This window comes from Bradyrhizobium sp. CSA207 (assembly GCF_029051685.1).
Lineage (GTDB): Bacteria > Pseudomonadota > Alphaproteobacteria > Rhizobiales > Xanthobacteraceae > Bradyrhizobium.
Genome location: NZ_JAACFT010000038.1, coordinates 51109 through 72382 on the forward strand (window position 1 = coordinate 51109; position 21274 = coordinate 72382).

At 57.0% G+C, this 21274-nt stretch carries 14 protein-coding genes and 3 pseudogenes; 10 read left to right on the forward strand and 7 right to left on the reverse strand.

The window, feature by feature from the left end; genetic code table 11:
• Positions 1–305 precede the first annotated feature (305 nt).
• Positions 306–1550 (forward strand): diaminobutyrate--2-oxoglutarate transaminase, encoded by a 1245-nt coding sequence (ectB, locus tag GWG65_RS32975; protein WP_275199665.1) that lies wholly within the window; start codon positions 306–308, stop codon positions 1548–1550.
• A gap of 4 nt (positions 1551–1554) precedes the next feature.
• Positions 1555–2397 carry a hypothetical protein gene (locus tag GWG65_RS32980; RefSeq protein ID WP_275199666.1) on the forward strand — a complete coding sequence of 281 codons (843 nt, stop codon included), beginning with the start codon at positions 1555–1557 and terminating at the stop codon, positions 2395–2397.
• A gap of 1192 nt (positions 2398–3589) precedes the next feature.
• Here GWG65_RS32980 and GWG65_RS32985 read toward each other — a convergent pair.
• The 3 genes and pseudogenes from GWG65_RS32985 to GWG65_RS32995 all read right to left on the reverse strand — a co-directional run bounded on the left by GWG65_RS32985 (position 3590) and on the right by GWG65_RS32995 (position 5176).
• Positions 3590–3763, reverse strand: a complete 174-nt coding sequence (locus tag GWG65_RS32985) for a hypothetical protein (protein WP_275199691.1) — start codon at positions 3761–3763, stop codon at positions 3590–3592.
• A gap of 110 nt (positions 3764–3873) precedes the next feature.
• Positions 3874–4404, reverse strand: a pseudogene (locus GWG65_RS32990) (recombinase family protein); the annotation flags it as partial.
• 274 nt (positions 4405–4678) lie between these two features.
• Positions 4679–5176: an IS630 family transposase gene (locus GWG65_RS32995; protein WP_275199667.1), complete on the reverse strand. Its 498-nt coding sequence runs from the start codon at positions 5174–5176 to the stop codon at positions 4679–4681.
• Positions 5177–5665: 489 nt separating this feature from the next.
• Between GWG65_RS32995 and GWG65_RS33000 the strand changes: the two genes are divergently transcribed.
• Together GWG65_RS33000 and GWG65_RS33005 are read left to right on the forward strand one after the other, a co-directional pair.
• Positions 5666–6142: an Lrp/AsnC family transcriptional regulator gene (locus tag GWG65_RS33000; RefSeq protein ID WP_275199689.1), complete on the forward strand. Its 477-nt coding sequence runs from the start codon at positions 5666–5668 to the stop codon at positions 6140–6142.
• A gap of 499 nt (positions 6143–6641) precedes the next feature.
• Positions 6642–7527, forward strand: a pseudogene (locus GWG65_RS33005) (TauD/TfdA family dioxygenase).
• Between the two features lie 836 nt (positions 7528–8363).
• Here GWG65_RS33005 and GWG65_RS33010 read toward each other — a convergent pair.
• Both GWG65_RS33010 and GWG65_RS33015 read right to left on the reverse strand, forming a co-directional pair.
• Positions 8364–8558, reverse strand: coding sequence for a helix-turn-helix transcriptional regulator (locus GWG65_RS33010; protein ID WP_275199668.1), 195 nt, complete (start codon positions 8556–8558; stop codon positions 8364–8366).
• A gap of 98 nt (positions 8559–8656) precedes the next feature.
• Positions 8657–9082: pseudogene (locus tag GWG65_RS33015) on the reverse strand (autoinducer binding domain-containing protein); the annotation flags it as partial.
• 333 nt (positions 9083–9415) lie between these two features.
• On the opposite strand from GWG65_RS33015, the gene ald reads away from it, so the two are divergent.
• A complete protein-coding gene (ald, locus tag GWG65_RS33020) occupies positions 9416–10528 on the forward strand; it encodes an alanine dehydrogenase (protein ID WP_275199669.1) in 1113 nt (370 codons plus the stop codon).
• A 198-nt stretch (positions 10529–10726) separates the two neighbouring features.
• On the forward strand, positions 10727–11845 hold the full coding sequence (locus GWG65_RS33025; RefSeq protein WP_275199670.1) for an IS630 family transposase: 1119 nt from the start codon (positions 10727–10729) through the stop codon (positions 11843–11845).
• Between the two features lie 368 nt (positions 11846–12213).
• Here the strand turns inward: GWG65_RS33025 and GWG65_RS33030 are convergent, their stop codons facing one another.
• On the reverse strand, positions 12214–13896 hold the full coding sequence (locus GWG65_RS33030) for an MFS transporter (RefSeq protein WP_275199671.1): 1683 nt from the start codon (positions 13894–13896) through the stop codon (positions 12214–12216).
• Between the two features lie 620 nt (positions 13897–14516).
• Positions 14517–14990 carry an Lrp/AsnC family transcriptional regulator gene (locus tag GWG65_RS33035; protein WP_275199672.1) on the reverse strand — a complete coding sequence of 158 codons (474 nt, stop codon included), beginning with the start codon at positions 14988–14990 and terminating at the stop codon, positions 14517–14519.
• 580 nt (positions 14991–15570) lie between these two features.
• Between GWG65_RS33035 and GWG65_RS33040 the strand changes: the two genes are divergently transcribed.
• From GWG65_RS33040 to GWG65_RS33055, 4 genes are all read left to right on the forward strand, one after another.
• Entirely contained in the window at positions 15571–16974 is a 1404-nt protein-coding gene (locus GWG65_RS33040; RefSeq protein ID WP_275199673.1) for an aspartate aminotransferase family protein, read from the forward strand.
• A 249-nt stretch (positions 16975–17223) separates the two neighbouring features.
• Positions 17224–18645, forward strand: a complete 1422-nt coding sequence (locus tag GWG65_RS33045) for an aldehyde dehydrogenase family protein (protein WP_275199674.1) — start codon at positions 17224–17226, stop codon at positions 18643–18645.
• Between the two features lie 208 nt (positions 18646–18853).
• On the forward strand, positions 18854–20137 hold the full coding sequence (locus tag GWG65_RS33050; protein ID WP_275199675.1) for a methylaspartate ammonia-lyase: 1284 nt from the start codon (positions 18854–18856) through the stop codon (positions 20135–20137).
• Positions 20134–21264, forward strand: a complete 1131-nt coding sequence (locus tag GWG65_RS33055) for a CaiB/BaiF CoA-transferase family protein (RefSeq protein WP_275199676.1) — start codon at positions 20134–20136, stop codon at positions 21262–21264. Before GWG65_RS33050 ends, GWG65_RS33055 begins: the two co-directional genes overlap by 4 nt.
• Positions 21265–21274 lie beyond the last annotated feature (10 nt).

A 21274-nucleotide genomic window follows, 5' to 3' on the forward strand; every position in this document is an offset into this window, starting at 1 on the left:
AAACGCAGCTGCGCAACTCAGGTAGCACAGCTTCGGTGCCGTCTCGGAGAGGTGTTTAGTTGACGAAATCGACGACACACATACGTGCATTGCAGCAGATGCAGAGCTCTGTAACAAAACCTACCAAGTTTAGCAGGTTCGTTGTTCGCCTTTCTTGGATAAAAAATCGCCAATAGCTCGATCGACGTAATCAACGGCCTGGAGCTTAGCCTGATGACGTATTGCTACGCTCTGGACATCTGGCGCCAATTGAACGTGTTCAGTCCATCTCGCTAAATGAGATGCATGTAGACGGATCCTCAAGAATGAATACAGACGCTTTCTCTCTTCATGAGTCTAACGTTCGTCGCTATGGGCGTTCGTTTCCTACCGTCTTTACGAGGGCGCGAGGGGCGACGATTTGGGACGAGGCCGGCAAGAGCTATATTGACTTCCTCGTGGGATCCGGCGCGCTCAACTACGGGCACAACAATCCTGACATCCTTGCACCGGCCATTGATTATCTCACCGGCGGGAACATTCTTTTGTCGCTTGATATGCACACGGCGGCAAAACGTGAATTTATCGAACTGTTCGTTGATACGATCCTAAAGCCCAGGGGCCTCTCGTACAAAATGCAATTTCCTGGACCGACTGGCACAAGCGCTAACGAAGCGGCTCTTGCGCTAGCTAGAAAATATACCGGTCGTTCGAGCGTCATGGCCTTTACAAATGCGTTCCACGGAATGTCGCTCGGCTCTCTAGCTGTATCAGGTTCAGCCTCCACCAGGGAGCTGGGCGGCGTGGCCCGCCACGATGTGATCCGTATCCCCTACGACGGCTATCCGAACGGAGCTTTCGATTCGGCGAGTTATATCGACCACGTCCTCGGCGACCTGGGGAGTGGTATAGAAAAACCCGCAGCAATCATTCTAGAGAGTATCCAAGCAGAGGGCGGCATGAACACTGCATCTGCACGTTGGCTCGCAGAAATTCAGCGCATCTGCCGTAACCACGGCATTGTTTTTATCGTCGACGATATTCAGGCCGGGGCGGGTCGAACGGGTGATTTCTTCTCGTTCGAATTCGCGAAGATCGAACCTGACATCGTCTGCCTCTCCAAGTCCCTAAGCGGTTCAGGTATTCCGCTCTCCGTCGTTTTGATTCGCCCGGACATAGACGTATGGAAGCCGGGAGAACATAGCGGCACTTTCAGAGGCAACAATCTCGCTTTCGTGACTGCAGCCGCCATGTGCAAAATGTGGTCACACAGCAAATTTAGTGCTGGCGTCGAACGGACAGCTGTCACTCTGCAAAAACGCGTTGACGATCTCGTCGTGAAATTCCCCGATTGTATTGAGGAAAAGCGAGGCCGCGGCTTGATGGTTGGCCTCAAATGTCGCTCACAGGCGATTGTCAACCGTGTACACGATGTCGCCTTCGCAAACGGACTGCTGATCGAATCGTCGGGACCAAATCGAGACGTGATCAAAGTCTTCCCGCCGATAACAATCACGGATGACGAGCTCGATCTTGGCATCACGATTCTTAACCAGGCAATACAGGAGTAAGGCAATGGTAACTGCCCAGGTACCTCAAGCGCCAGCGATCTCGCCTGTCGCAACGAAAGAACGAACCGGCTCAATCAGCGCTGGGGAGATTATCTCAGTCCTGAAAGGTGAGATTACTGTTCTGCATATCAAACAGGCATTCAGTCCTGAGATAGCTGAGGAGATCACCACGAACTTTAATCGAAATCCCGGTCTCAAGCAGCGCAAAGATGGCGTTCCCGGACAATATGTCGGCGCATCTCATTACAGGAGGAATGCGGCTGCCTATTTCGCAGAGGCGGAAAGTGCGCGACCATTCGTGGAGGCTCTTTTTGCGAATCTGGTTGATCCGGTTCGTGCGTTATTCGACGCATTGAAGCGCGAGCTTCACAAGCAGGGCGTTGAGTTGCGGCCGGCGCGTTCGGAGCGCGGTCAAGCCAATATTTGTCGGGCCATTTGTTGGTCTGGAACCGGCACGTATTCCTTAGAGCCCCACGACGACGTCGCCCAAATCCTATGTGCCGGAAAAGATTGCGAGCTTCCCGCCGTGGCGAACAACACGGTTGCCGCGCTAAACTTCTACCCCAGCATGCCCAACGAAGGGGGCAATCTGCGCATCTGGAGCCATAAGCCAACAGCGAGCGACCGAAAGTCGCAGGGCGTGGAGACCACGGGCTACCCCTATTCGGCAGCTTATCTCGAAGCCCTTCCTTATCACGATGTTCAACTCGAGGCGGGAGATATCGCCGTGATCGACGGCGGGTTCGTTCATGGTGTCACTCGGCAATCAGGCAATGGGAAGCCTCGCCTTCTGCTGAACTGTTTTCTCGGGTTTGCGAGGCCGGATCTGGTTCTCTGGTGGACTTGAAGTTGGAAGTCGCAAGGACCGAATCCTCGCCGGCGGTCAAGCTGAGTCCGGCCGCTTACAAAATGTTCGCCTGAGAATCTCCGGATTGGAACATCTCCCCGCATGAATAGGAACCAACTGAACTGTTCCGGTCGCGTTTCTTGCTGGAATTCTGGTGGTTGCCGCGACAAGCCGGCTGCGGCACCCAGGAAAGTCCAAACCGCTCGCGGCACTCGTTGCGCCAGCCAGATCTGAGGCGCGGATACGGACACATGCATCCGAACTGTCACTCCTCGGACGAGACCTCAACCGGGTCGCGAAACCCACCTTAACACGGTCTACTACAACCATTGTCTTGATGGCCCCAGATATTCGGACGGCTTGCCAATTGGGGTACTGTCAATTGGTCTGTAACCAGCGGCCCCCGCGTTTGCCGATGCCGCACCTCGAGGCGGTGTTTAAGACGAATGCGCCGGACCGTGATCGGCAAGGACTTTGTCCGCCTACCATGGCGAGTGATGCCCTTCCTGCGTCAGAATTCGCGCGATTTCATCGTCGTAGGCGCCATCACGCACCAATGCGCATATACGTTCCACGTGCCAGTGCAGCCACGGCGTTGAGGGGTAAGCGGCCATGAGCTCAGTAGTCGTGCCGCCGCGCCACACATGCGCACCTCAGCTCTGTCGCGGGCGCAGCGGCGCATCACGACCTTCCCGGTCGGACAGCGCAATAGCGCCTTTCGATGATCCCTGCGGGTCACCGGATTCTCCCATAGGGCCGGAAGGCGATTTCCGAGCGCGACCCACCTTGGCCCGTAGATCCTGAGGAACGCCGACAGGATCATTGGCCTTGGACACCGTGTGCTGGGCCAATGCCTCCTCGGCTTGTCGAAGCGCCAAGAGGGCGGCTTCCTAATGCTTTTCTGGCGACTAGCCGATTGTCCGGGTCGGCACGATTGAACTGGCGCTCCGCGAGAGCCGATGAGCCGATTGGGTAGCGCGGCTTTCAATTTGTTGCTCTCGGCTTGCCGCAGGGCTCTTTCGGGATTCAAGCTGAGTCTTGCGTGCTCTGGATAGCCCATCGATTTACGCAGGCGCCGCGGCTTGCAAAAAAGCCGCCGCGACCTGCGCATCGATGGGACCGGCTGACATTCTGGCGCGCCACGTTGGATTGACTGCCGCCCTTGTAGCGCACGGTCATCTTGTGTCCGCACTCACCGCAATAGGTGATGCCCGTGGAGCAAGGCCGCCCCATCGCTCGGGATGCCGCGGCTCTTGATGCGTTGGTATTCTGCGCGATTGCCTCGCAGCATGGCCTGGATCTTCTCGAAGGTCTCCCAATCGATATAGGCAGGGTATTTGTCCCGCACCGCGATCCTCCAGTCCATGCCCGTCCGCCGCGATTTTTTTGTGGAGGCGCTCCTGGTATCCGGGATGGCTTCTGCCAAGTCCTTCCATAGACAAAGGCACCCGCATATGCCGGATTCTTCAGGATCGCGGTCACAGCCGAGACGCTGGCCGACCGCCAGCGCAGATCGCCATGGCGGTCACGACGAGGCAAGGCCAAGCCGCGGCTGGTGAAGGTCCGCATCGCCTGAGCGGCGGTCCGCACTTTCAAGAATGTCTCGAGGAGCAGCGACAAGCGCCCCAGCACCTCAACATTGGGTCCTTGGTAGCCACGCCGGAGGGTCGCGGGCGAGGCCCGCGGGAAGTTGCAGGGCCAAGTCCCGCGTTCGGCTTTTGCCAAAAGCCCCGTGGTCATCCGGCTCTTGATCGGTTGCAATTCAAGCTCTGAGATCGTTCCCTTCAAACCGAGCAGACGACGCCCGTTGGGCGTTCCAGGATCATAAACGCTATCCCGATCAGCGATCAAACAACGACAATGCCCACAGACATCGAGGAGCGGATACCAATCCGAGCAATTGCGAGCCAGGCGCGTCACCGTCCATCGATAGAATGAGACCGACCTCACCAAGAGGGACACGTGCGACCAGGTCCTTAAATCCTTTCCTGTGGGCTGCGCCAGCACCGCTCTGCCCAAGATCGCTGTCAATCACATCGACGTGATGTTACGAAGTTTTGGTTCAGGACACTAATCCCCGGAATCAGAGCTGAGTGATACGGTCGCCTGTGAAGCGGCGTTGGCGGACCTCTTTCTTGCTCCAGACGAAGGGCTCGGCTTTGTCGTTGTATGCGTTGACGTAAGCATCGATGTGGTCCTGAAGCTGCTTGAGGGTTCTGAAGGAGGAGCCGCTAAGTGATTGCCCCTGCAAGATCGAGAATCACACCTCGACCTGATTGAGCTAGGACGCGATGCTCGAAGTGAAATGGAATTGCACGTTGGGGTCGGCCTTGAGCCAAGGCTCGTTCTTTTTGTGGGTGTTTAAGTTATCGAGGATGACGTGGAGTTTTCGGCCGGGAAAGGCCGCAGTGACACTGTTCATCAAGTCGAGAAACTCGACAAGACGACGGCGTTTTGAATGGGTCGCGATGATCTTTCCGGTGGCGACCTCAAGCGCCGCAAACAGTGTTGTCGTGCCATGCCGCTTGTAATGGTCGCTCTGGCCAAGGCGCGGCCATGGGGCAACTTCAGATAACCCTGCGCTCGCTCCAAGGCCTTGCATCGAGGGCTTCTTGTCCACGCATAGCACAATGGCCTTCGCGGGCGGGGCGACGTAGAGGCCAACAACATCGGCGGCCTTGGCCGTAAAGCTCGGGTCGTTGCTCTCGCACCAGGACTTGCGAGCCGCGAGGTCGATCTTGTGGCTGCGCAGGCATCGCCAAACGATATTGGACGTCAACATCGTCCAGCGCCTCGGCCAGCAGAGGGTCCGTCCAGCGCGCAAACCCTTGCCTCGCTCCGCCCAAAAATCGCCCCCCGCTCAACGGCTTGGGAGTTCTTCACCGACGACTCTTTTGGCGCGGCTTTAGAGCAAAAAACGCTGCCCGGGCACTCCACGCGCGCTTGCGTTGGGCAACTCGGATCACGCATCTACGTCGCCATAGAGAGCGAGCCAAGTTGTCGCGGATCGTTACAGTGCGGCGGCAACGTTGGTACCTATGTGGCCGCTGCCCCAATCGTCGCGTAAGTCCTGTCAATGCGGTGCTCAATTTCCGAGATGATTCCGTCGATCACAACTATAGTGGACCCCTTGGCACGGCCCGCAACGACTTCTCATGGGTCCGAACGAAGGCGACATGTCGAAAAACGTTGCATTCCTTGCGTATTAGGTCGATTTTCTGCTTGTCAGTGGCATTTATCGGTGAAATTCACCTCGGTGGTAGCAACTATGCGATACGATCGAATAGACGCCCGCATCCTCGAGATCGTGCAAAAGAACAACCGGCTGACTTCCGACGTGATCGGCGAAATGGTCGGGCTATCCGCTACCGCGTGTCAACGACGACTGAAGCGGCTCCGTGCGGAAGGCATCATCGAGGCCGACATCTCGATCGTTTCGCCGAAGGCGGTTGGCAGACCCATTCAAATGCTCCTGCTGGTAAGCCTGGAGCGGGAAAGTTCGGAGATAGTCGATAAGTTCAAAAAGACCATCAAATCGTCCGCTGAAGTCGTGAATGGATTCTACGTCACTGGCGACGCGGACTTCCTTTTATATATTACCGCGCCCACCATGGAAGACTATGAGCAATTCACCAGACGGTTCTTTTATACGAATCCGAACATTAAGGCGGTCAAGACAATGGTCGTAGTAGACCGCGTAAAGGTAGGTTTCGCTGTCCCAGTCGAGGCCTCGTCGGAGAATTGACGAAAACTCCGATGCCCGCGCCTGCATCCACCGGTAGTATTGCAAGAGAAATGTATCCCGCTTTGCATCAAGATAGCTGGAGGTATCGCGGGAAATTGATCGAAGTCCGGCCGATCTCGGCGCAGCGCACCAAACACCAAGACACTGTCTTGGGAAGGCGCTCAGCTAAGGCCGAGGCCCGAGACGATTCCCTCCCCACCGAACACTGCGAAATGTGTTCCACTGCCGCGATCGTGTCGAGTACGCGAAAACTTTTGCTTTTCGCCCCGCAGAGCGACGCCCCGCGTGCCGGTTATACAGTGCGCTCCACATCGTGCTCATTGTCACTCTTATCGCTGCTGCACGACAAGTCATCTTTCAAACGCGCCCAGGATCCGATGCGCCAGCGGCTGCGAGTCGCGTCTCAAGATCGAGCTGCGTGTGCCTTTCATCCCAAACCATATCTCCGTGCATCGGAGTTCGGCACGACAGTCGTTTGATTCATATCCGAGCAGTCATGATGTCGTATCAATTTGCCGATACTAATGTTTGCCGGACAAAGTCCAGCGCAAATCTCATCAAGCGTGCGACCCGGCTTGGCGTTGAGATTAGGAATGTCAGGCTATCGGGCGACTTGGCCGACGACGTCATTTGCGCCGTCAACTACCTCCTGCTTGAGCATAAAGTCATCTTCTTCCGCGATCAGCGACATCTTGATAATATGGAGGAGGAGCGCTTCGCCCTCCGGCTGGGCAAACTGGATCAGGACGCCAGAGTTGGGGCGACCAAGAACACATCGTCAATTCTGGAGTTAGATTCGGGTCCCGGGAGCAGTCCTGCCGACCACTGGCACAAGGATGACACCGCTGGCGCCTATCCGAGGATCTCTCTCGTGCGCGGCTTGGACGACAGCTTGTGGTCGAACATGGCGGCTGCGTACCTTGATCTTCCAATACCGTTGCGCATGCTCGCAGACGAACTCTGGGCGGTTACGACACTGCTCACGATTATAACGCGAAGAACGAGGTGTTCGCCAGAGCAATCCACGAAACCAAGCTACCGGTAGTTCGCGTGCATCCCGAAACCGGCGAGCGCGCGCTCGTACTCGGCAATTCCGTGCAGTACATCGTTGGACTGCATAAATGTACCGGTCAGAAACTGCTCGATCTATTCCAATCTTACAAATGGCGCCGGAAAACACCTTGCGCTGGAGCTGGAAGGTTGGCGACGTCGCGATCTGGGATAATCGAGCGACCCAACACTATGTCGTCAACGGGGCTGGCGATCATGATCGCCTCGTACGCCGCGCCGACCTCATCGAAGAGGATGTAACGCTCGGGGCCGTACGCAGCATGAGTCGCGTCAATCCGTCGAAGGCAGAGGGGATCAAAGCGCGAGCAGCCTAGCCTACCGATCGCAGCTCTTGCATGTCGACGTTGATCTCCGTGACAAGTCGCCGCGCCGGAGGGGCTGAGGCATCGCGCAGGCTCGGTCCGCCCCGCGAACCCCAGAATCGGAGGCACGCTGCGGGAACTGCACGACATCATCGCCGGCATGCTGGCCATTGGGCAGCGTCTGGTTCTTGACGGTGCCAAAGGCTCCAACACGCCGTCGAGCAGCTTTCGCTCGTCACTGCTGGACAGGACTCGTTCGAACACATGGGCGACCCGCCAGCTGGACCACGTCGGCTCGATGGCCGCAGTCCAATCGTTCCGCTGCCTCTCGCGCGGGGCGTCAGCATTTTCGGTTGATGCGGAGACGCCGCCATTCACCGATCGTAGGGATGGGCAGAGGCCTGCTCTTTGGCGTTGGCCGGCTGATGCCACAAGCTGGTTTCGGCGTGACTTAGCTAGCTCATGCTTTGATAGCCAGGCCTGTAGTACCGCATGCTCAGAACAGATTTCCTCACCGCATCATTCAGGCATTCAGGCGCGGTCTAACCAGGAATTGCTCCTCCCGCAGAACTTTGCAAGAATCGCGTAGCCAGACATGACATCCATTTGACTTCAATTATGTTGAACCGGTCCTCCGTTGGTATCGTGCGTTTTTCGGGGTGGTCCCGCAGGATTTCGGCTTTCAAAGAAGTTCGGAAAACATCGAGCGGCCAGACTCGACCCTAAGCTGCATTAGCTGGCATATAGGTGTATCATTTCTGCCTGCCTGCTTTGTACGGCATGGAAAGCAGACAAACCCGGCAAGCGCATCTGCGAAGGTGCATAGGCGCTCAAGGGCTGAGATTCAACTATCTTCGAGATTTTGATTCAGCTAGGCACGCGATAGCTTGATGAATTATTCGAGAGCCGAGCTTTGCTCGGGCGGTATCTCTATGGAAGGCCACGGTCCTTGGGGAGATACCAAGGATGATTCCAATATCCCCAGCAGATTTTCCTTGAGAGGACCATTGAAGACATTCGAGCTCGCCAGGTGATAGCAGCACGCCATTGACAATTCGATCGGCAGCAATATCCGCCTGGCGTGCGCATGGAAGTACATCGCGATGACCCGCAGAACCGGAGCGTGCTTAGTAGTCGAGTACTCAAAATTAACCCGTCGCCGGTCAGTGGCAAAGGTCATGGCAGCGATTGCGCCTTTGTCGTGAATTGGGATTGTAAATCCGCACCGAATGCCAAACCCGGCGGCTTCCTCAAATAGCTCGCGCTCGATCTCCGAGCGAAATCGCGTTCCGAATTCAACTCCCCATCGGAACGGTCGAGTATGGCGAATCGCCTGACTGACCACAGGATCAAAACGTTCATAGTGGCGCCGCATATAGTGCGCGGTCCACAACGACGGATACGTTGAGATCAGTTTTGGAGACCCGCTCGGCTTAGGAGGAAGGGCAAGATATGCAAAGCAAGGCAGGTTGAGCGCGGCGGTGATGTCCGCCATGCTTTGCTGAAGACCATCCTGACCAGTGCTCTCGGTCAGCCGATCGACGAAATTTTGAAGAGCGTGATACATCGTGGATGACCACACGGTGTCCTAAGGTGGTTGGTAGCGCCAAATCTGGATCTACCGCGCGAGCTGTTCTACTGGAAATTACATCCTGGTCTATGCTGCACGCGCTTATTTGCAGGGCCATAATAACCTGGCCGCATTCGACAGGTCCGTCCCGCTCATCCGCCGGGGTTTGGGGCCGAGGACAACCTCATATCGACGATGTCGTCGACTCTTATGTTTGGAATCCTGCATGATCGTCCAAAAGTTCGCTGGATTTCTGCGCTCTCTGAGCATCTACGTCGCAAGTTTGTACGATGTTTTCGATTAAAGATCTTCTCAATCAGGAGATCGCAAATGAAGGTCGGTGTTCCCAAGGAAATTAAGACGCACGAATACCGCGTGGGCCTTACGCCTGGAGCCGTCCGCGAATATGTGGCCGCCGGTCACAGCGTGCTGATCGAAACGAATGCCGGGGCCGGCATTGGCGCGACCGATGAGAACTATCGCAAGGCGGGCGCAACGATTGTCGGCTCCGCTCAAGAGGTGTTCGCCTCGAGCGAGATGATTGTAAAGGTCAAGGAGCCCCAGCCTTCTGAGTGGACCCAGCTGCGAGAGAATCAGATCCTCTTCACCTATTTGCATTTGGCGCCGGATCCGGAGCAGGCCAAGGGGCTCCTCAAGTCGGGGTGCACGGCAATCGCCTACGAAACCGTGACAGATGGACACGGTGGGCTTCCTCTGCTTGCGCCGATGAGCGAGGTCGCAGGCAGGCTTGCAATCGAAGCGGCCGGTGCTGCCCTCAGGCGCCATGCAGGCGGTCGGGGACTGTTGATTGGTGGCGTGCCCGGTGTCCCGGCGGCCCGGATCGTGGTGGTCGGAGGCGGCGTGGTCGGCACGCATGCAGCACGGATGGCGGCCGGCTTGGGCGCCGAAGTCACAATTCTCGAACGCTCGATCCCCCGACTTCGCGAACTGGATGAACTGTTCGAAGGGCGCGTCCGCACGAGATTTTCAACGATTGACGCGGTCGAGGAGGAGGTATTTGCGGCGGATGCTGTCATCGGTGCGGTGCTTGTGCCCGGCGCGAGCGCGCCGAAGCTTGTCAGCCGCGGCATGTTGAGTTCGATGCGCAAGGGATCGGTGATCGTGGATGTCGCCATCGATCAGGGCGGGTGCTTCGAGACATCGCGCCCGACGACACACGCAGATCCAACTTACGAGACTAATGGCGTCATCCATTACTGCGTCGCCAATATGCCAGGAGCTGTTCCGCTCACCTCCAGCCAGGCACTGAATAACGCAACTCTTCCATTTGGTTTGGCTCTCGCCGGCAAGGGATTTGCAGCCGTGCTCGAAAATCCGTATCTGCGCGCAGGTCTCAACGTTTATCGAGGCCGGCTGACTTATAAGGCCGTGGCCGAGAGCCTCGGATTGCCATTCTCACCGATCGAACAGGCTGCGGCCTGATCCCAGAGGTCCCTCCTTGGGACGTTTCCTCCCTGACTTGGGGGCCACTCCTTTGGGGGTGGTCCCCTTTTTTTAGCGGCATCCTAACTAAACGACCGATTCCATGAAACCTGCGATTCTGGGGCAGGCTGAATGGATGGAACGGACGGGTTGTTGGCGGATTCCCCGTTTGCGGTCGGCGAAACGAGGAGCTGTATCATGGCGGGATGGCGGCGAGCGGTCGAATTGGCAATGAGTGATGAAGAGCTGTCGACCTTGGCGGCTCTCTCGCGGTCGAGAACTGAGCTGGCGAGCCGGGTATCGCGGGCCCAAATGCTGTTGGCGTATCGGGAAAATCCTTCGTTCTGCGCGATGGGCCAAAGACTTGGGGTCCATCATCAGACGGTGCAGCGCTGTGTCGAGCGAGCACTGGCCGATGGCCCGCTGGTGGCCCTCGATGATCGTCCGCGACCGGGCAAGGAGCCAACGATCACGCCTGAGGCCAAAGCCTGGCTGGTGTCGCTGGCGTGTGACAAGGCCAAAGACCATGGCTATCCGCATGAGTTGTGGACGACGCGGCTCTTGGCGCGCCATGCGCGCGAACAGGGGCCGGCGGCAGGGCACGCGTGTTTGGCTAATTTGGTCCAGGGAACGGTGTGCAAGATCCTCGGCCAAGAGGAAATCAAGCCGCACAAGGTGAGCTACTACCTTGAAAATCGCGACGCCGAGTTCGAACAGAAGATGGCGGAGGTCCTGTGCGTTTATCGTGAAGTCCAAGTCCTGAAGAAAGCCTCTGCCAAGGGAAAGCGACGGGCAAAGCCGGTGACGATCGTCTCCTGCGATGAGAAGCCGGGAATCCAGGCCATCGCAACGACGGCGCCGGATTTGCCGCCCAAGCCTGGCGGCCACGCCACCTTTGCGCGCGATCATGAATACAAGCGCCATGGCACGCTCAGCCTGTTGGCTGGGATTGATCTGCTGACTGGCAAGGTCCACGCCCTTGTCAAAGACCGCCACCGCAGCCGAGAGTTCATCGAGTTCCTCAGGCTTGTCGATGCCGCCTATCCGCCGAACACTGCGATCAAATTAATTCTCGACAATCATTCCGCGCACATATCGAGAGAAACCAGAACCTGGCTCGCCACTCGGCCGGTTGGACGCTTCGAACTCACCTTCACCCCCAAGCACGGCTCGTGGCTCAATCTCATCGAGGGGTTCTTCTCCAAGTTCGCCCGTTCAGTCCTGCGCCATATCCGGGTGGCTTCAAAACACGAACTCAAGGAGCGCATCATGGCTGGCATCGACGACGTCAATCGCCATCCCGTCATCCACACCTAGTCCTACAAACCGACGCCGCCTGATATGATTCGAACCAAGAAAACGCTGAACTAGGATGGCAGAAAATGGAGATCAAGTACGCACCAAACCGGCGCTCTCCGGCGCTAAAGCCGTCCGCGATGCCGTCTGTGCCGGTTCTCACAATCTTCCAGGTTAAGGACACGACCGGCGTCGCCGGGCACGTTCACAGATGGTGGGCTTGTACCGAGATATTCATTGAACACACTGGCCAACCGAGGATACCCAGTGTCCGAAGTCGAGCGCACGCTCGTGGCGCATCAGGTTCTCTCGCTGCCGAGAAGCTTGCACCCGAGAGTTTCGCATTAGTCAGAAACCGCAGATGTCTTGGCTCCAGCGGACGACTAACGCTATCTGCCGCCGCGCTTAGGATTATCGGGCAAGAGTTCGGATGCAGCGCGGTCGGGCACGTCTTCCTTCCACCGCACTGATCCGAATGGACGTTCCAGCATGCGGCGGACGCGCACCGGATCAGGACCAACATGGAAAGCCGCCGCGCGCCGCTCTAGCCCACGCTCCGACCGGGTCGAACGGTTGCGCTGGCGCAAATAGTCTAGCCATGTTGGGCAGTGATAGCGCTCGGTCCAGAGTTCGGGGTTGGCGATGTCGCGTGCAATCGACCAGCCATAGGCGCCGTTGCGTTGCCGCAATAGCTGCACATCCCGCATTACGTTGTGAAAGGCCCGCGCATTCTCTTGCGACACGCAATATTCGACCTCGACTACCAACGGCCCACTTCGCGCGGTAAGCGCAAGCCGTACCTCGGGATCGGCCAGCGACTCGGCATCCTGGTCGCTTGCGCTGATGGGGGGCATTCGCAGCCAGAGCCCTAGAAGCGGAGAGAGGAGCATGAGCGTCGAGGAAGCCAGCAGCGCGACCTCAACACCGGCGCTATCGGTGAGGCGCCCCCAGCCCCAGCTGCCGATGGCGATACCGCCCGAGCTTGCAGCCTGATAGGCCGCAAGCGAACGGCCAGCCACCCAGCGCGGGGCGGAGAGCTGTACGCCGATGTTGAACAGCGTCAGCGTCATCGTCCACATCGCGCCGGCCAAAAGCAGTGCGGTTGCCGTCATAATCGGGTTGCCGCTCAGGCCGACCGCAGCGATGGCGCCCCCCATCGACAGAGCGCAGGCACGCACCGCGGCCTCGCCGCTCATTCGGTTGCGCACCTCACCAATAAAGAGCGCGCCGACCACCGCTCCAAGACCGAAGGCGCCAAGTATAATGCCGTAAGTCTGCACACTTCCCTGCAAAAGGTCACGCGCGACAAGCGGCATCAGCGCCGAAATCGAACCGCCAATCACACCGGTTAGGAACGTGCGCGTCAGCACGATTTTGATAGAAGGCGAGTTGGTAATATAGCGTACGCCTGAGACAATGGCGCGGCTCAGTTGTTCGCGCGGTAGCCGAGACGGCTCGGCGACACGCTTCCAGAAGACCAGTGCGACCAGCAGTGGCAGATAGAACCATGCGTTCAGCGCGAACGCTGCAACTGCGCCCGCGGTTGCAACCACAATACCCCCGATTGCAGGTCCAAAGCTGCGCGCAATGTTGTAACTGATCCCGTTGAGCGCAACCGCAGCCGGTAGCGAGGCCGGCGGCACCTGCTCGCTGACAGAGGATTGCCAAGCCGGCGCCCTCAACGACATGCCGCTGCCCATCACAAAGCAAAGCACCAACAAGACATTCGGCGTGGTGAAACCTGACCATTCGACTATAGTCAGCGCGACCGCGCCGCAAATCTCAATCGACAGCGCAACCAGAGCCACCATGCGACGGTCGTGCATGTCAGCAATAGCGCCAGCCGGCATCGAAATCAGCATCACGGGAAGCATGAGCGCCGTCTGCACCAGTGCGACCTTATCCGCGGACGACGTCATCTGAGTCATTGCCCAGGCCGCTCCGACGCCTTGCATCAGGATACCGAGGTTGGCGAGCAGGCTGGCGAGCCAGACACGTCGGTACGTTCGAAAGCGTAACGGCGCGATGATCCCGTCGGAGCTGAAGGTCTGTGGCCTGGATGGATCGATCATTCCTCTCGACCTCGCCTTTATCGCCTGATTTCCGGATCTGATCTGCTCGGCCAAGCTTGACCGCAATCAATGGCGCAAGTGTTTTCCAACTCCGCTTGCGCGTTATGCGTTTGAGAGCAGCGCCAAAGAGCTACAGCTCTCAGGTAAATCTCGCTTGGCAGTTGTCTCATCGCGTAGCGCGAGATCGATCTCTCGCTGTGAGCATGCAAGCTACCGAGTGTGGTGAGTTGCTTGGACAGAGTAGGGCCATCGTCCGCAAGAAATGCCATGATATCCCGCGGTTAGAGCAGAATCGCTGCGCCCGAATACCGCACGTCTGCTGGATCGGGCCTTTAACTTGAAGAGAGCTTATGCCGATTGCGTAATGTTGTGAACGTGACATTGAGGTCACGGTGATTCGATCTGATGCCGCTATCTTTGTGTCGCAAGGAATGAGACGCGATCCTCGCTTGTTTGAAATTCACTGGCACGAGCAAAATCTGAAGAGGCCTCTCAGACTATCGATAGTGGCGGAAAGTACGGCAGCGAGATTGCTGGTTTTTCGCGTTCTGTGCGAGTGAGCGACGAAAAAGTGCACAAGCGCGTCACTCTGTGGAGCAAGATGTCGAGACCAGCCTTGCTCAATCATCTGCAGGTTCAATTGGAATTGCAAAGCCTACCTTAACACGGTCGACAATAACCATCGTCTTAAAACCCTTGATGTTTGGATTCTCATAGAAGAAGCGACGCGTGAATTGCTCATAATCGTCCATGGTGCGCGCTGTGACGTACAGGACAAAATCAGCATCGCCGGTGACGTAAAATCCGTTGACGACTTCAGTAGATGATTTGATGGCCTTCTTAAATCTATCGATTATATCTGTGCGCTCCCGCTCGAGGCTCACTAGCACGAGCATCTGAAGAGGTCTTCCTACAGCTTTTGGCGAGACGATCGAGACGTCTGCCTCAATGATACCGTCTGAACGAAGGCGCTTTAGGCGTCGTTGACACGCAGTAGCAGAAAGCCCTGCCATTTCGCCAATCACCTCGGAAGTTAGACGGTTGTTTTTTTGCACGATCTCGAGGATGCGGGCGTCTGTTCGATCATACTGCATAACGGCTCCAGCCCTTGGGGTGAATCGCAGCGCCAACTGCCTGTACGATGCAGGAAATCTTCTGAACGACAGGAGATACGACGCAAATATATCCGTCACATCAGTATCCTGAATGCATAGGCATTTCAACAAAAGGGGCGCGCCGGACTTACAGATGGTGTTTCAAACTATTCAGCAGCCGGTGCCCGCGTCGCCGGAAGGAGCGGGGCTGCACGGAGTAAGCTTCGCGGCGGCTCTCGTGCTTGCTGGGGTGAGTAAAGACGTGCTGATTGCAAGGGAAGAGACGTTCGCAGACAGAGCGGCCATCCTTCTCTCCGCTGATGTGAAATCCCTGTCGCCGGCGCTGAGTCGGGCGCTGGGCGCGCGCCCTGGTCTATGTGTGCGACGCCAGCGGTCCATGCGCCGAACTTACGTGAATATAGGCGTGCAGGTGATCGTCGCCCTGAAAGTTCGTTGGCCGCCATCTATCTGGGCTGAAGGAAGCGGCCGACCTCGTCCATCAAGACTCAACGTGCGGTCTCGTTGAGCCCAAATAAATCTGCTTTGCGAACCTCGCAGGTTGAACAGAGAGTGGTGCACCATGGCAATCAATATCAAAGAAATTAGCGAAAAAGACAAAAACAGCGTCCTGCATCCCTTCACGCATCTCAAGGATTTTGCGACCGGTAAGCTTGGCGAGCCGACGATCGTCGAAACTGGTAATGGTATCCGTATTCAGGACGCTAATGGCAATCAGCTCATCGACGGCTTTGCCGGCATGTACTGCGTCAATGTTGGTTATGGCCGAACCGAAGTAGCTGAAGCCATTTCGCGTCAGGCCTACCGCCTCGCGTACTACCACTGCTACGCTGCGCACACCACGGACGAGCTAGCGATCCTCTCCGATCGTCTCGTCAAGATGGCGCCAGGAAAGATGAGTAAGGTCTTCTACGGCATGTCTGGTTCGGATGCCAATGAGACACAGGCCAAGCTCGTCTGGTACTACAACAATCTTCGAGGTAAGCCCAACAAGAAGAAGATCATCGCGCGAGAGCGTGGCTATCACGGCTGCAGCGTACTTTCCGGTTCGATGACCGGTATGAGCTTCTACCATGACTACATGGATCTCCCGCTGCCGCAGATCGTGCGCACGGGCGCTCCGCATTACTACTGGGGCTGCAATCCCGAGGAGACCGAGCGCGAATTCTCGGCCCGTCGCGCCGTTGAGCTCGACCAGCTCATCGAGCGTCTCGGCCCGGACAATGTCGGCGCCTTCATTGCCGAGCCGGTGCTCGGCACGGGCGGTATCACCCCGCCTCCGGTGGGCTACTGGGAAGCGATCCAGGCTGTACTCAAGAAGCACGACGTTCTCTTGATTGCCGACGAGGTGATCACCGGCTTCGGCCGCACTGGCTCGATGTTTGGCTCGGAGCACTACGGAATCGAGCCCGATCTGATCACGATCGCGAAGGGGCTGACTTCGGGTTACTTCCCGCTCTCCGGCGCGATCGTCGGGGACAAGGTCTACAGAGTTTTGGAAGACGGTGCTGACAAGGTTGGCGCATTTTCGCACGGCTACACCTATTCGGGTCATCCGATCGGTGCTGCCACGGCAAACGCCGTCCTCGACATCGTGGAACGGGAGAACCTTCCTGCCAATGCGCGCGAAGTCGGCGCCTACTTCCAAGCCCAGCTCAAGGAGAAGTTCGCGCAGTTGCCGATCGTTGGGGAAGTGCGCGGGGTCGGCTTGATGGGCGCAATCGAGTTCGTTGCCGATCGCGATAAGAAAAGGCGGTTTGATGCATCTCTCAAAGTTGGTGCTCGCATTTCCAAGGCGGCCCGCGATCGGGGGCTTATTGCCCGCCCCATGCCGCATGGTGACATCCTTGGCTTCGCTCCGCCGCTCGTGACCACCAAGGCGGATGTTGATGACATTGTTTCGATCGCCGAGAGTGCCGTCCGCTCCGTGATGGACGAGCTCGTGCGTGATCGTGAGAAAATCTAGAAAATAATGGCCGGATACTTCGGCCACCAGTTGCCTAAGTCGCCTGCACTGAAAGCCGATGTGCGAGCAGCATCCGCTTCTCACGTAGATACACGCTTGAGGTCATGGGCTGCTCAGTCACCACAATTGGCTGAATGGGATCGCCGAGCTAAGAGCCCGGATGGGTAACCTTGAATATAATCCAAGCGGTAGCTTGGGCATCAAACGAGTAAACGACACAAACACCGAACGGCAGAGCGGCGACCACGTATGTCCGATAGCATAGACTACAAACTCTTCATCAACGGTGCGTGGCGCTTAGGGGGTAACGGCGCCGATCTGCCCCTTCTCAATCCTGCCACCGAGCATGAGTTCGGGCGTGTCGCTGTTGCCTCGGCGTCGGATCTCGACGATGCGTTAACGTCCGCACAAGCGAGTCAGCTGCAGTGGTCGAATACACCGGCCGAGGAACGGGGGGCGCTTCTCATTCGCGCGGCACGGATTCTAAAGGGAAAAATCGATCTTGCGGCGGCTTCACTTTCGACGGAACAAGGCAAGACCCTGGCGGAAGCGAAGGGAGAGTATGCCCGCGCAGTCGAAATGCTCGAGTGGAATGGTGCGCACGCAGCGAAAACGTCGGCTCCATATCCGATAGACGGAAAACGGATCATCGTACCAGAAGCGATTGGTGTGGTTGCCGCATTCACGCCCTGGAACTACCCGGCCGTCCTTAACGCCCGAAAGCTTGGCGCGTCTATCGCCGCCGGCTGCTCGGTCATCCTGAAAGCGGCAGAGGAAACTCCAAGCGCCGGGGTCTATATAATCGAAGCTTTGCAAGAGGCGGGGATTCCACCGGGCGTTGTGAGTCTGGTCTTCGGAAGTCCGCCGATGATCTCTGAACACCTGCTCGCCTCGCCTGTCGTCCGAGCTTTGTCTTTCACGGGTTCCACGCCAATTGGCAAAGGACTCGCGAAGATCGCCGCAAATAATCTGCAGCGCTGCGTTCTAGAGCTCGGTGGCCACTCCCCTGTTCTTGTCTTTGACGACACGAACCTCCTGAAGGCGGTTTCCGCAATATCCGAATACAAGTTTGAATGCGCAGGCCAAAGCTGCAACGCTCCTAGTCGCATTCTAGTCGCCAGATCGATTTATGAGGAGTGTCTGGCGAGACTAGTTCGGGCTGCAGAAAAGATCAGAGTAGGTGCGCCCAACGATCCCACCACGGACATGGGACCAATGGCGAATGCGAGACGCATTGAAGCCATGGAACGGCTGACGAAGGATGCTGTCGATCGTGGAGCGAAGGTTGAAACCGGTGGTAGACGCATTGGTCGAGCGGGCTTTTATTGGGCGCCTACAATTCTGAGCAATGTCCATCCCGAATCACAGGTACTCCACGAGGAGCCGTTCGGACCCATTCTTACGGTTGCGCCGTTCGATACGATCGAAGAGGCAATCAAGGAGGCAAACGCCAGCGATTACGGCCTAGCATCTTATTTCTTTACCGACTCCCTCGAGCTTCGGAAGCGCATGGTCCGCAGCCTTTCGGCGGGCGCTATTAGCATAAACCACCTCAAGGGCGTTTCTGCGGATGCACCAAACACCGGCATTAAACAGAGTGGCTACGGTTACGAAGGTGGTGCGGAAGGTGTGAGAGCCTTCCAAACCCTTAAGCTCGTCAACGGAGGCTAGACGGTCTGTCGCGTCACGGACCAGCTTAGCGCTGATATACTCCTGAGCCGTTCTTTCGGCAGCGAAAGGCGTCGTCAGATCAAGTATTCGCAGGCTGGGTCGTTACATCCTTCGGCGATGGCTTTGCAGTACGTAGAGCCACGGGAATGCAGTGCTTCATAGAGGTCAATAGCAGTCGAGACACAATAGGACTTAGATTGAGCGCAAAATGACGATCTCTCCGACGATAACACATGTTATTCTGGCTCCTGGGAACGGAAGCTTCTTTTATGACGATCAAGCTGCAATACGTGCCGGCGCTACTCAGGACGGTTTTTGCTATCTAGGAGCGCCCCGGACCCCTGGCTTTACCAGTGTCCGTATGCCGTCGCGTTCGCTCAGCATCGGTCTAGTCTTGCCCGACGATGTGATCGTGTGGGGCGACATGATGAACGTACAATATTCCGGGACAGGCGGTCGTGAGCCAGTCTTTCGGCTCGACGCCATCGAAGCACTCACGAGATCCGTGGTTATCCCGCGGCTTCTGGGTGTAGACGTCTCTAACTTCCTCAGCGCTTGTGAACGTGTGCTCGCATGTCATGAGGACAGGCGTCTACCCCTCGCGATCGAATATGGCGTGAGCCAAGCTTTGCTTCGCGCCGCCGCTCATAATGCCCGAACGACACTTGCCGAAGTGATTTGTTCGGAATTTTCCTTGCCATTACCGGAGAGGCGAGTTCCAATCTACGCCCAGAGTGGGGATGCGCGAGAATTGAACGTTGATAAGATGATCCTCAAGTCTGTCGACGTGCTCCCGCATGGATTGATTAACTCGCGCGCAAAGTTTGGCGCTTCAGGGGGCACGTTCCGGGAATTTGTCAAATGGGTCGCGAGACGCATAGCGCAGATCGGAGAGTCCGGATACCATCCTGTTCTGCATTTTGACGTTTACGGTTGGATAGGCCTCGAGATCGGAATGGACGCGCAAAAAATTGCCGATTTCATCGCGCGACTTGCGGATGATGTTCCAGGCTACCGACTTCATATTGAGTGTCCGGCAGACTTCGGGTCAACTGAAGTTCAGCTGCAAGAGTACGCCAAGATCGTCGCGCTGCTTGACAGGCGCGGCACAGAAGCCCGAATCGTAGTCGACGAGCAATGCAATACGCTGGATGACATCCGGCTCTTTGCCGAAGCAAAAGCGGCTCACTTGATCCAGATTAAGATGCCGGACGTTGGTTCGATTGCTGACTCTGCTAGGGCTGTGTTGTTGTGTAAGGAAAATGGGGTCGGTGCATATGTTGGCGGGAGCTGCACCGAAACGGACTTGTCAGCGAGGGCTGCGGTAAACATTGCAGTGGCTACACAGGCTGACATGATTCTCGCTAGACCAGGCATGGGCGTCGATGAGGGCATATCGATCGTCGGAAATGAGCAAAGCAGACTACTTTCCATACTGAATCATAGGCGCGCCCAGAATTCACGTCCGAATGTCGGAGCGGGATCCGCATGACAACGGCACTTGAGGGCATTACCGTTGTTGCCGTCGAGCAGGCGGTAGCAGCCCCCTATGCTTCTTCGCGCCTTGCCGATGCTGGTGCGCGCGTCATTAAGATCGAACGCCCTGAGGGCGACTTCGCGCGAAATTACGATAAGCTGGTCAATGGGCAAAGTGCGTATTTCGTTTGGCTAAATCGTGGAAAAGAATCGATCTGCCTCGACCTAACTGTCGAGGAAGACCGCGAAGTGCTTGACGAGATGGTCGCTCGGGCTGATGTCTTCATTCAAAATCTAAAACCTGGTAGCATCGAAAAGCTTGGGTTTGGCTCAGTCGATCTTCGAAAGCGCTTCCCCCGGCTGATAACCTGTGACATCTCCGGATTCGGCGACAAGGGTGCGCTGTCGCATTTGAAAGCGTATGACCTGATCGTGCAAGCCGAGACCGCGCTTTGCGCCATCACCGGAACAGCACATGGTCCGGCGCGTGTCGGGGTGTCTGTATGTGATATTTCCGCTGGCATGACTGCTCTCAACGCAATCTTGCAGGCGCTGCTGGTGCGGGAGCGCACGGGGCAAGGAATGAGCATTCGCGTATCGCTGTTTGATGCCATTGCGGACTGGATGAACGTTCCGGTGCTTCAATTCGAGTACGGTGGCCACCGGACTGCGCGAACTGGGGTTAACCACCCGTCGCTAGCTCCGTATGGAGCGTATCGCTGCGCGGACGGCAAAGATATCGTCTTTTCGGTCCAGAATGATCGTGAATGGGTGAACTTCTGCGCCAAATTCCTCAAGCAACCGGAATTGATCCATCGGCCAGGTTTCGTCGACAACATGCAGCGAATCAGCAACAGGGCTGCCTTGGATAAAATCGTCATCGATCGGTTTGCTCAAATCTCGAGCGACGAGGCGATGAGTGAACTAGAGGCTGCCGGACTTGCGTATGGACGGCTCAACCAGATCGAAGACGTATCTAAACACCCCCACTTGCGACGAATACAGGTATCTACGCCGTCGGGCGACGTTCACGTAATCGCGCCGGGTGCGATTTTTGGTGAAGAAGACTATCCCGCGCTGCGACCTGTTCCCGCTTGTGGAGTCGATTCTGGGACATTGCGCAAAGAGTTTGGGAAACGGTAACGAAACCACC

Bases quoted from the DNA above. Each gene is read 5' to 3' on its own strand.
- GWG65_RS32980 (WP_275199666.1), top strand. From the start codon at position 1,555: ATGGTAACTGCCCAGGTACCTCAAGCGCCAGCGATCTCGCCTGTCGCA.
- GWG65_RS33045 (WP_275199674.1), top strand. From the start codon at position 17,224: ATGTCCGATAGCATAGACTACAAACTCTTCATCAACGGTGCGTGGCGC.
- GWG65_RS33050 (WP_275199675.1), top strand. From the start codon at position 18,854: ATGACGATCTCTCCGACGATAACACATGTTATTCTGGCTCCTGGGAAC.
- GWG65_RS33040 (WP_275199673.1), top strand. From the start codon at position 15,571: ATGGCAATCAATATCAAAGAAATTAGCGAAAAAGACAAAAACAGCGTC.
- ald (WP_275199669.1), top strand. From the start codon at position 9,416: ATGAAGGTCGGTGTTCCCAAGGAAATTAAGACGCACGAATACCGCGTG.
- GWG65_RS32985 (WP_275199691.1), bottom strand. From the start codon at position 3,763: ATGGACTGGAGGATCGCGGTGCGGGACAAATACCCTGCCTATATCGAT.
- GWG65_RS33035 (WP_275199672.1), bottom strand. From the start codon at position 14,990: ATGCAGTATGATCGAACAGACGCCCGCATCCTCGAGATCGTGCAAAAA.
- GWG65_RS33000 (WP_275199689.1), top strand. From the start codon at position 5,666: ATGCGATACGATCGAATAGACGCCCGCATCCTCGAGATCGTGCAAAAG.
- GWG65_RS33055 (WP_275199676.1), top strand. From the start codon at position 20,134: ATGACAACGGCACTTGAGGGCATTACCGTTGTTGCCGTCGAGCAGGCG.
- GWG65_RS33025 (WP_275199670.1), top strand. From the start codon at position 10,727: ATGGCGGGATGGCGGCGAGCGGTCGAATTGGCAATGAGTGATGAAGAG.
- ectB (WP_275199665.1), top strand. From the start codon at position 306: ATGAATACAGACGCTTTCTCTCTTCATGAGTCTAACGTTCGTCGCTAT.
- GWG65_RS33030 (WP_275199671.1), bottom strand. From the start codon at position 13,896: ATGATCGATCCATCCAGGCCACAGACCTTCAGCTCCGACGGGATCATC.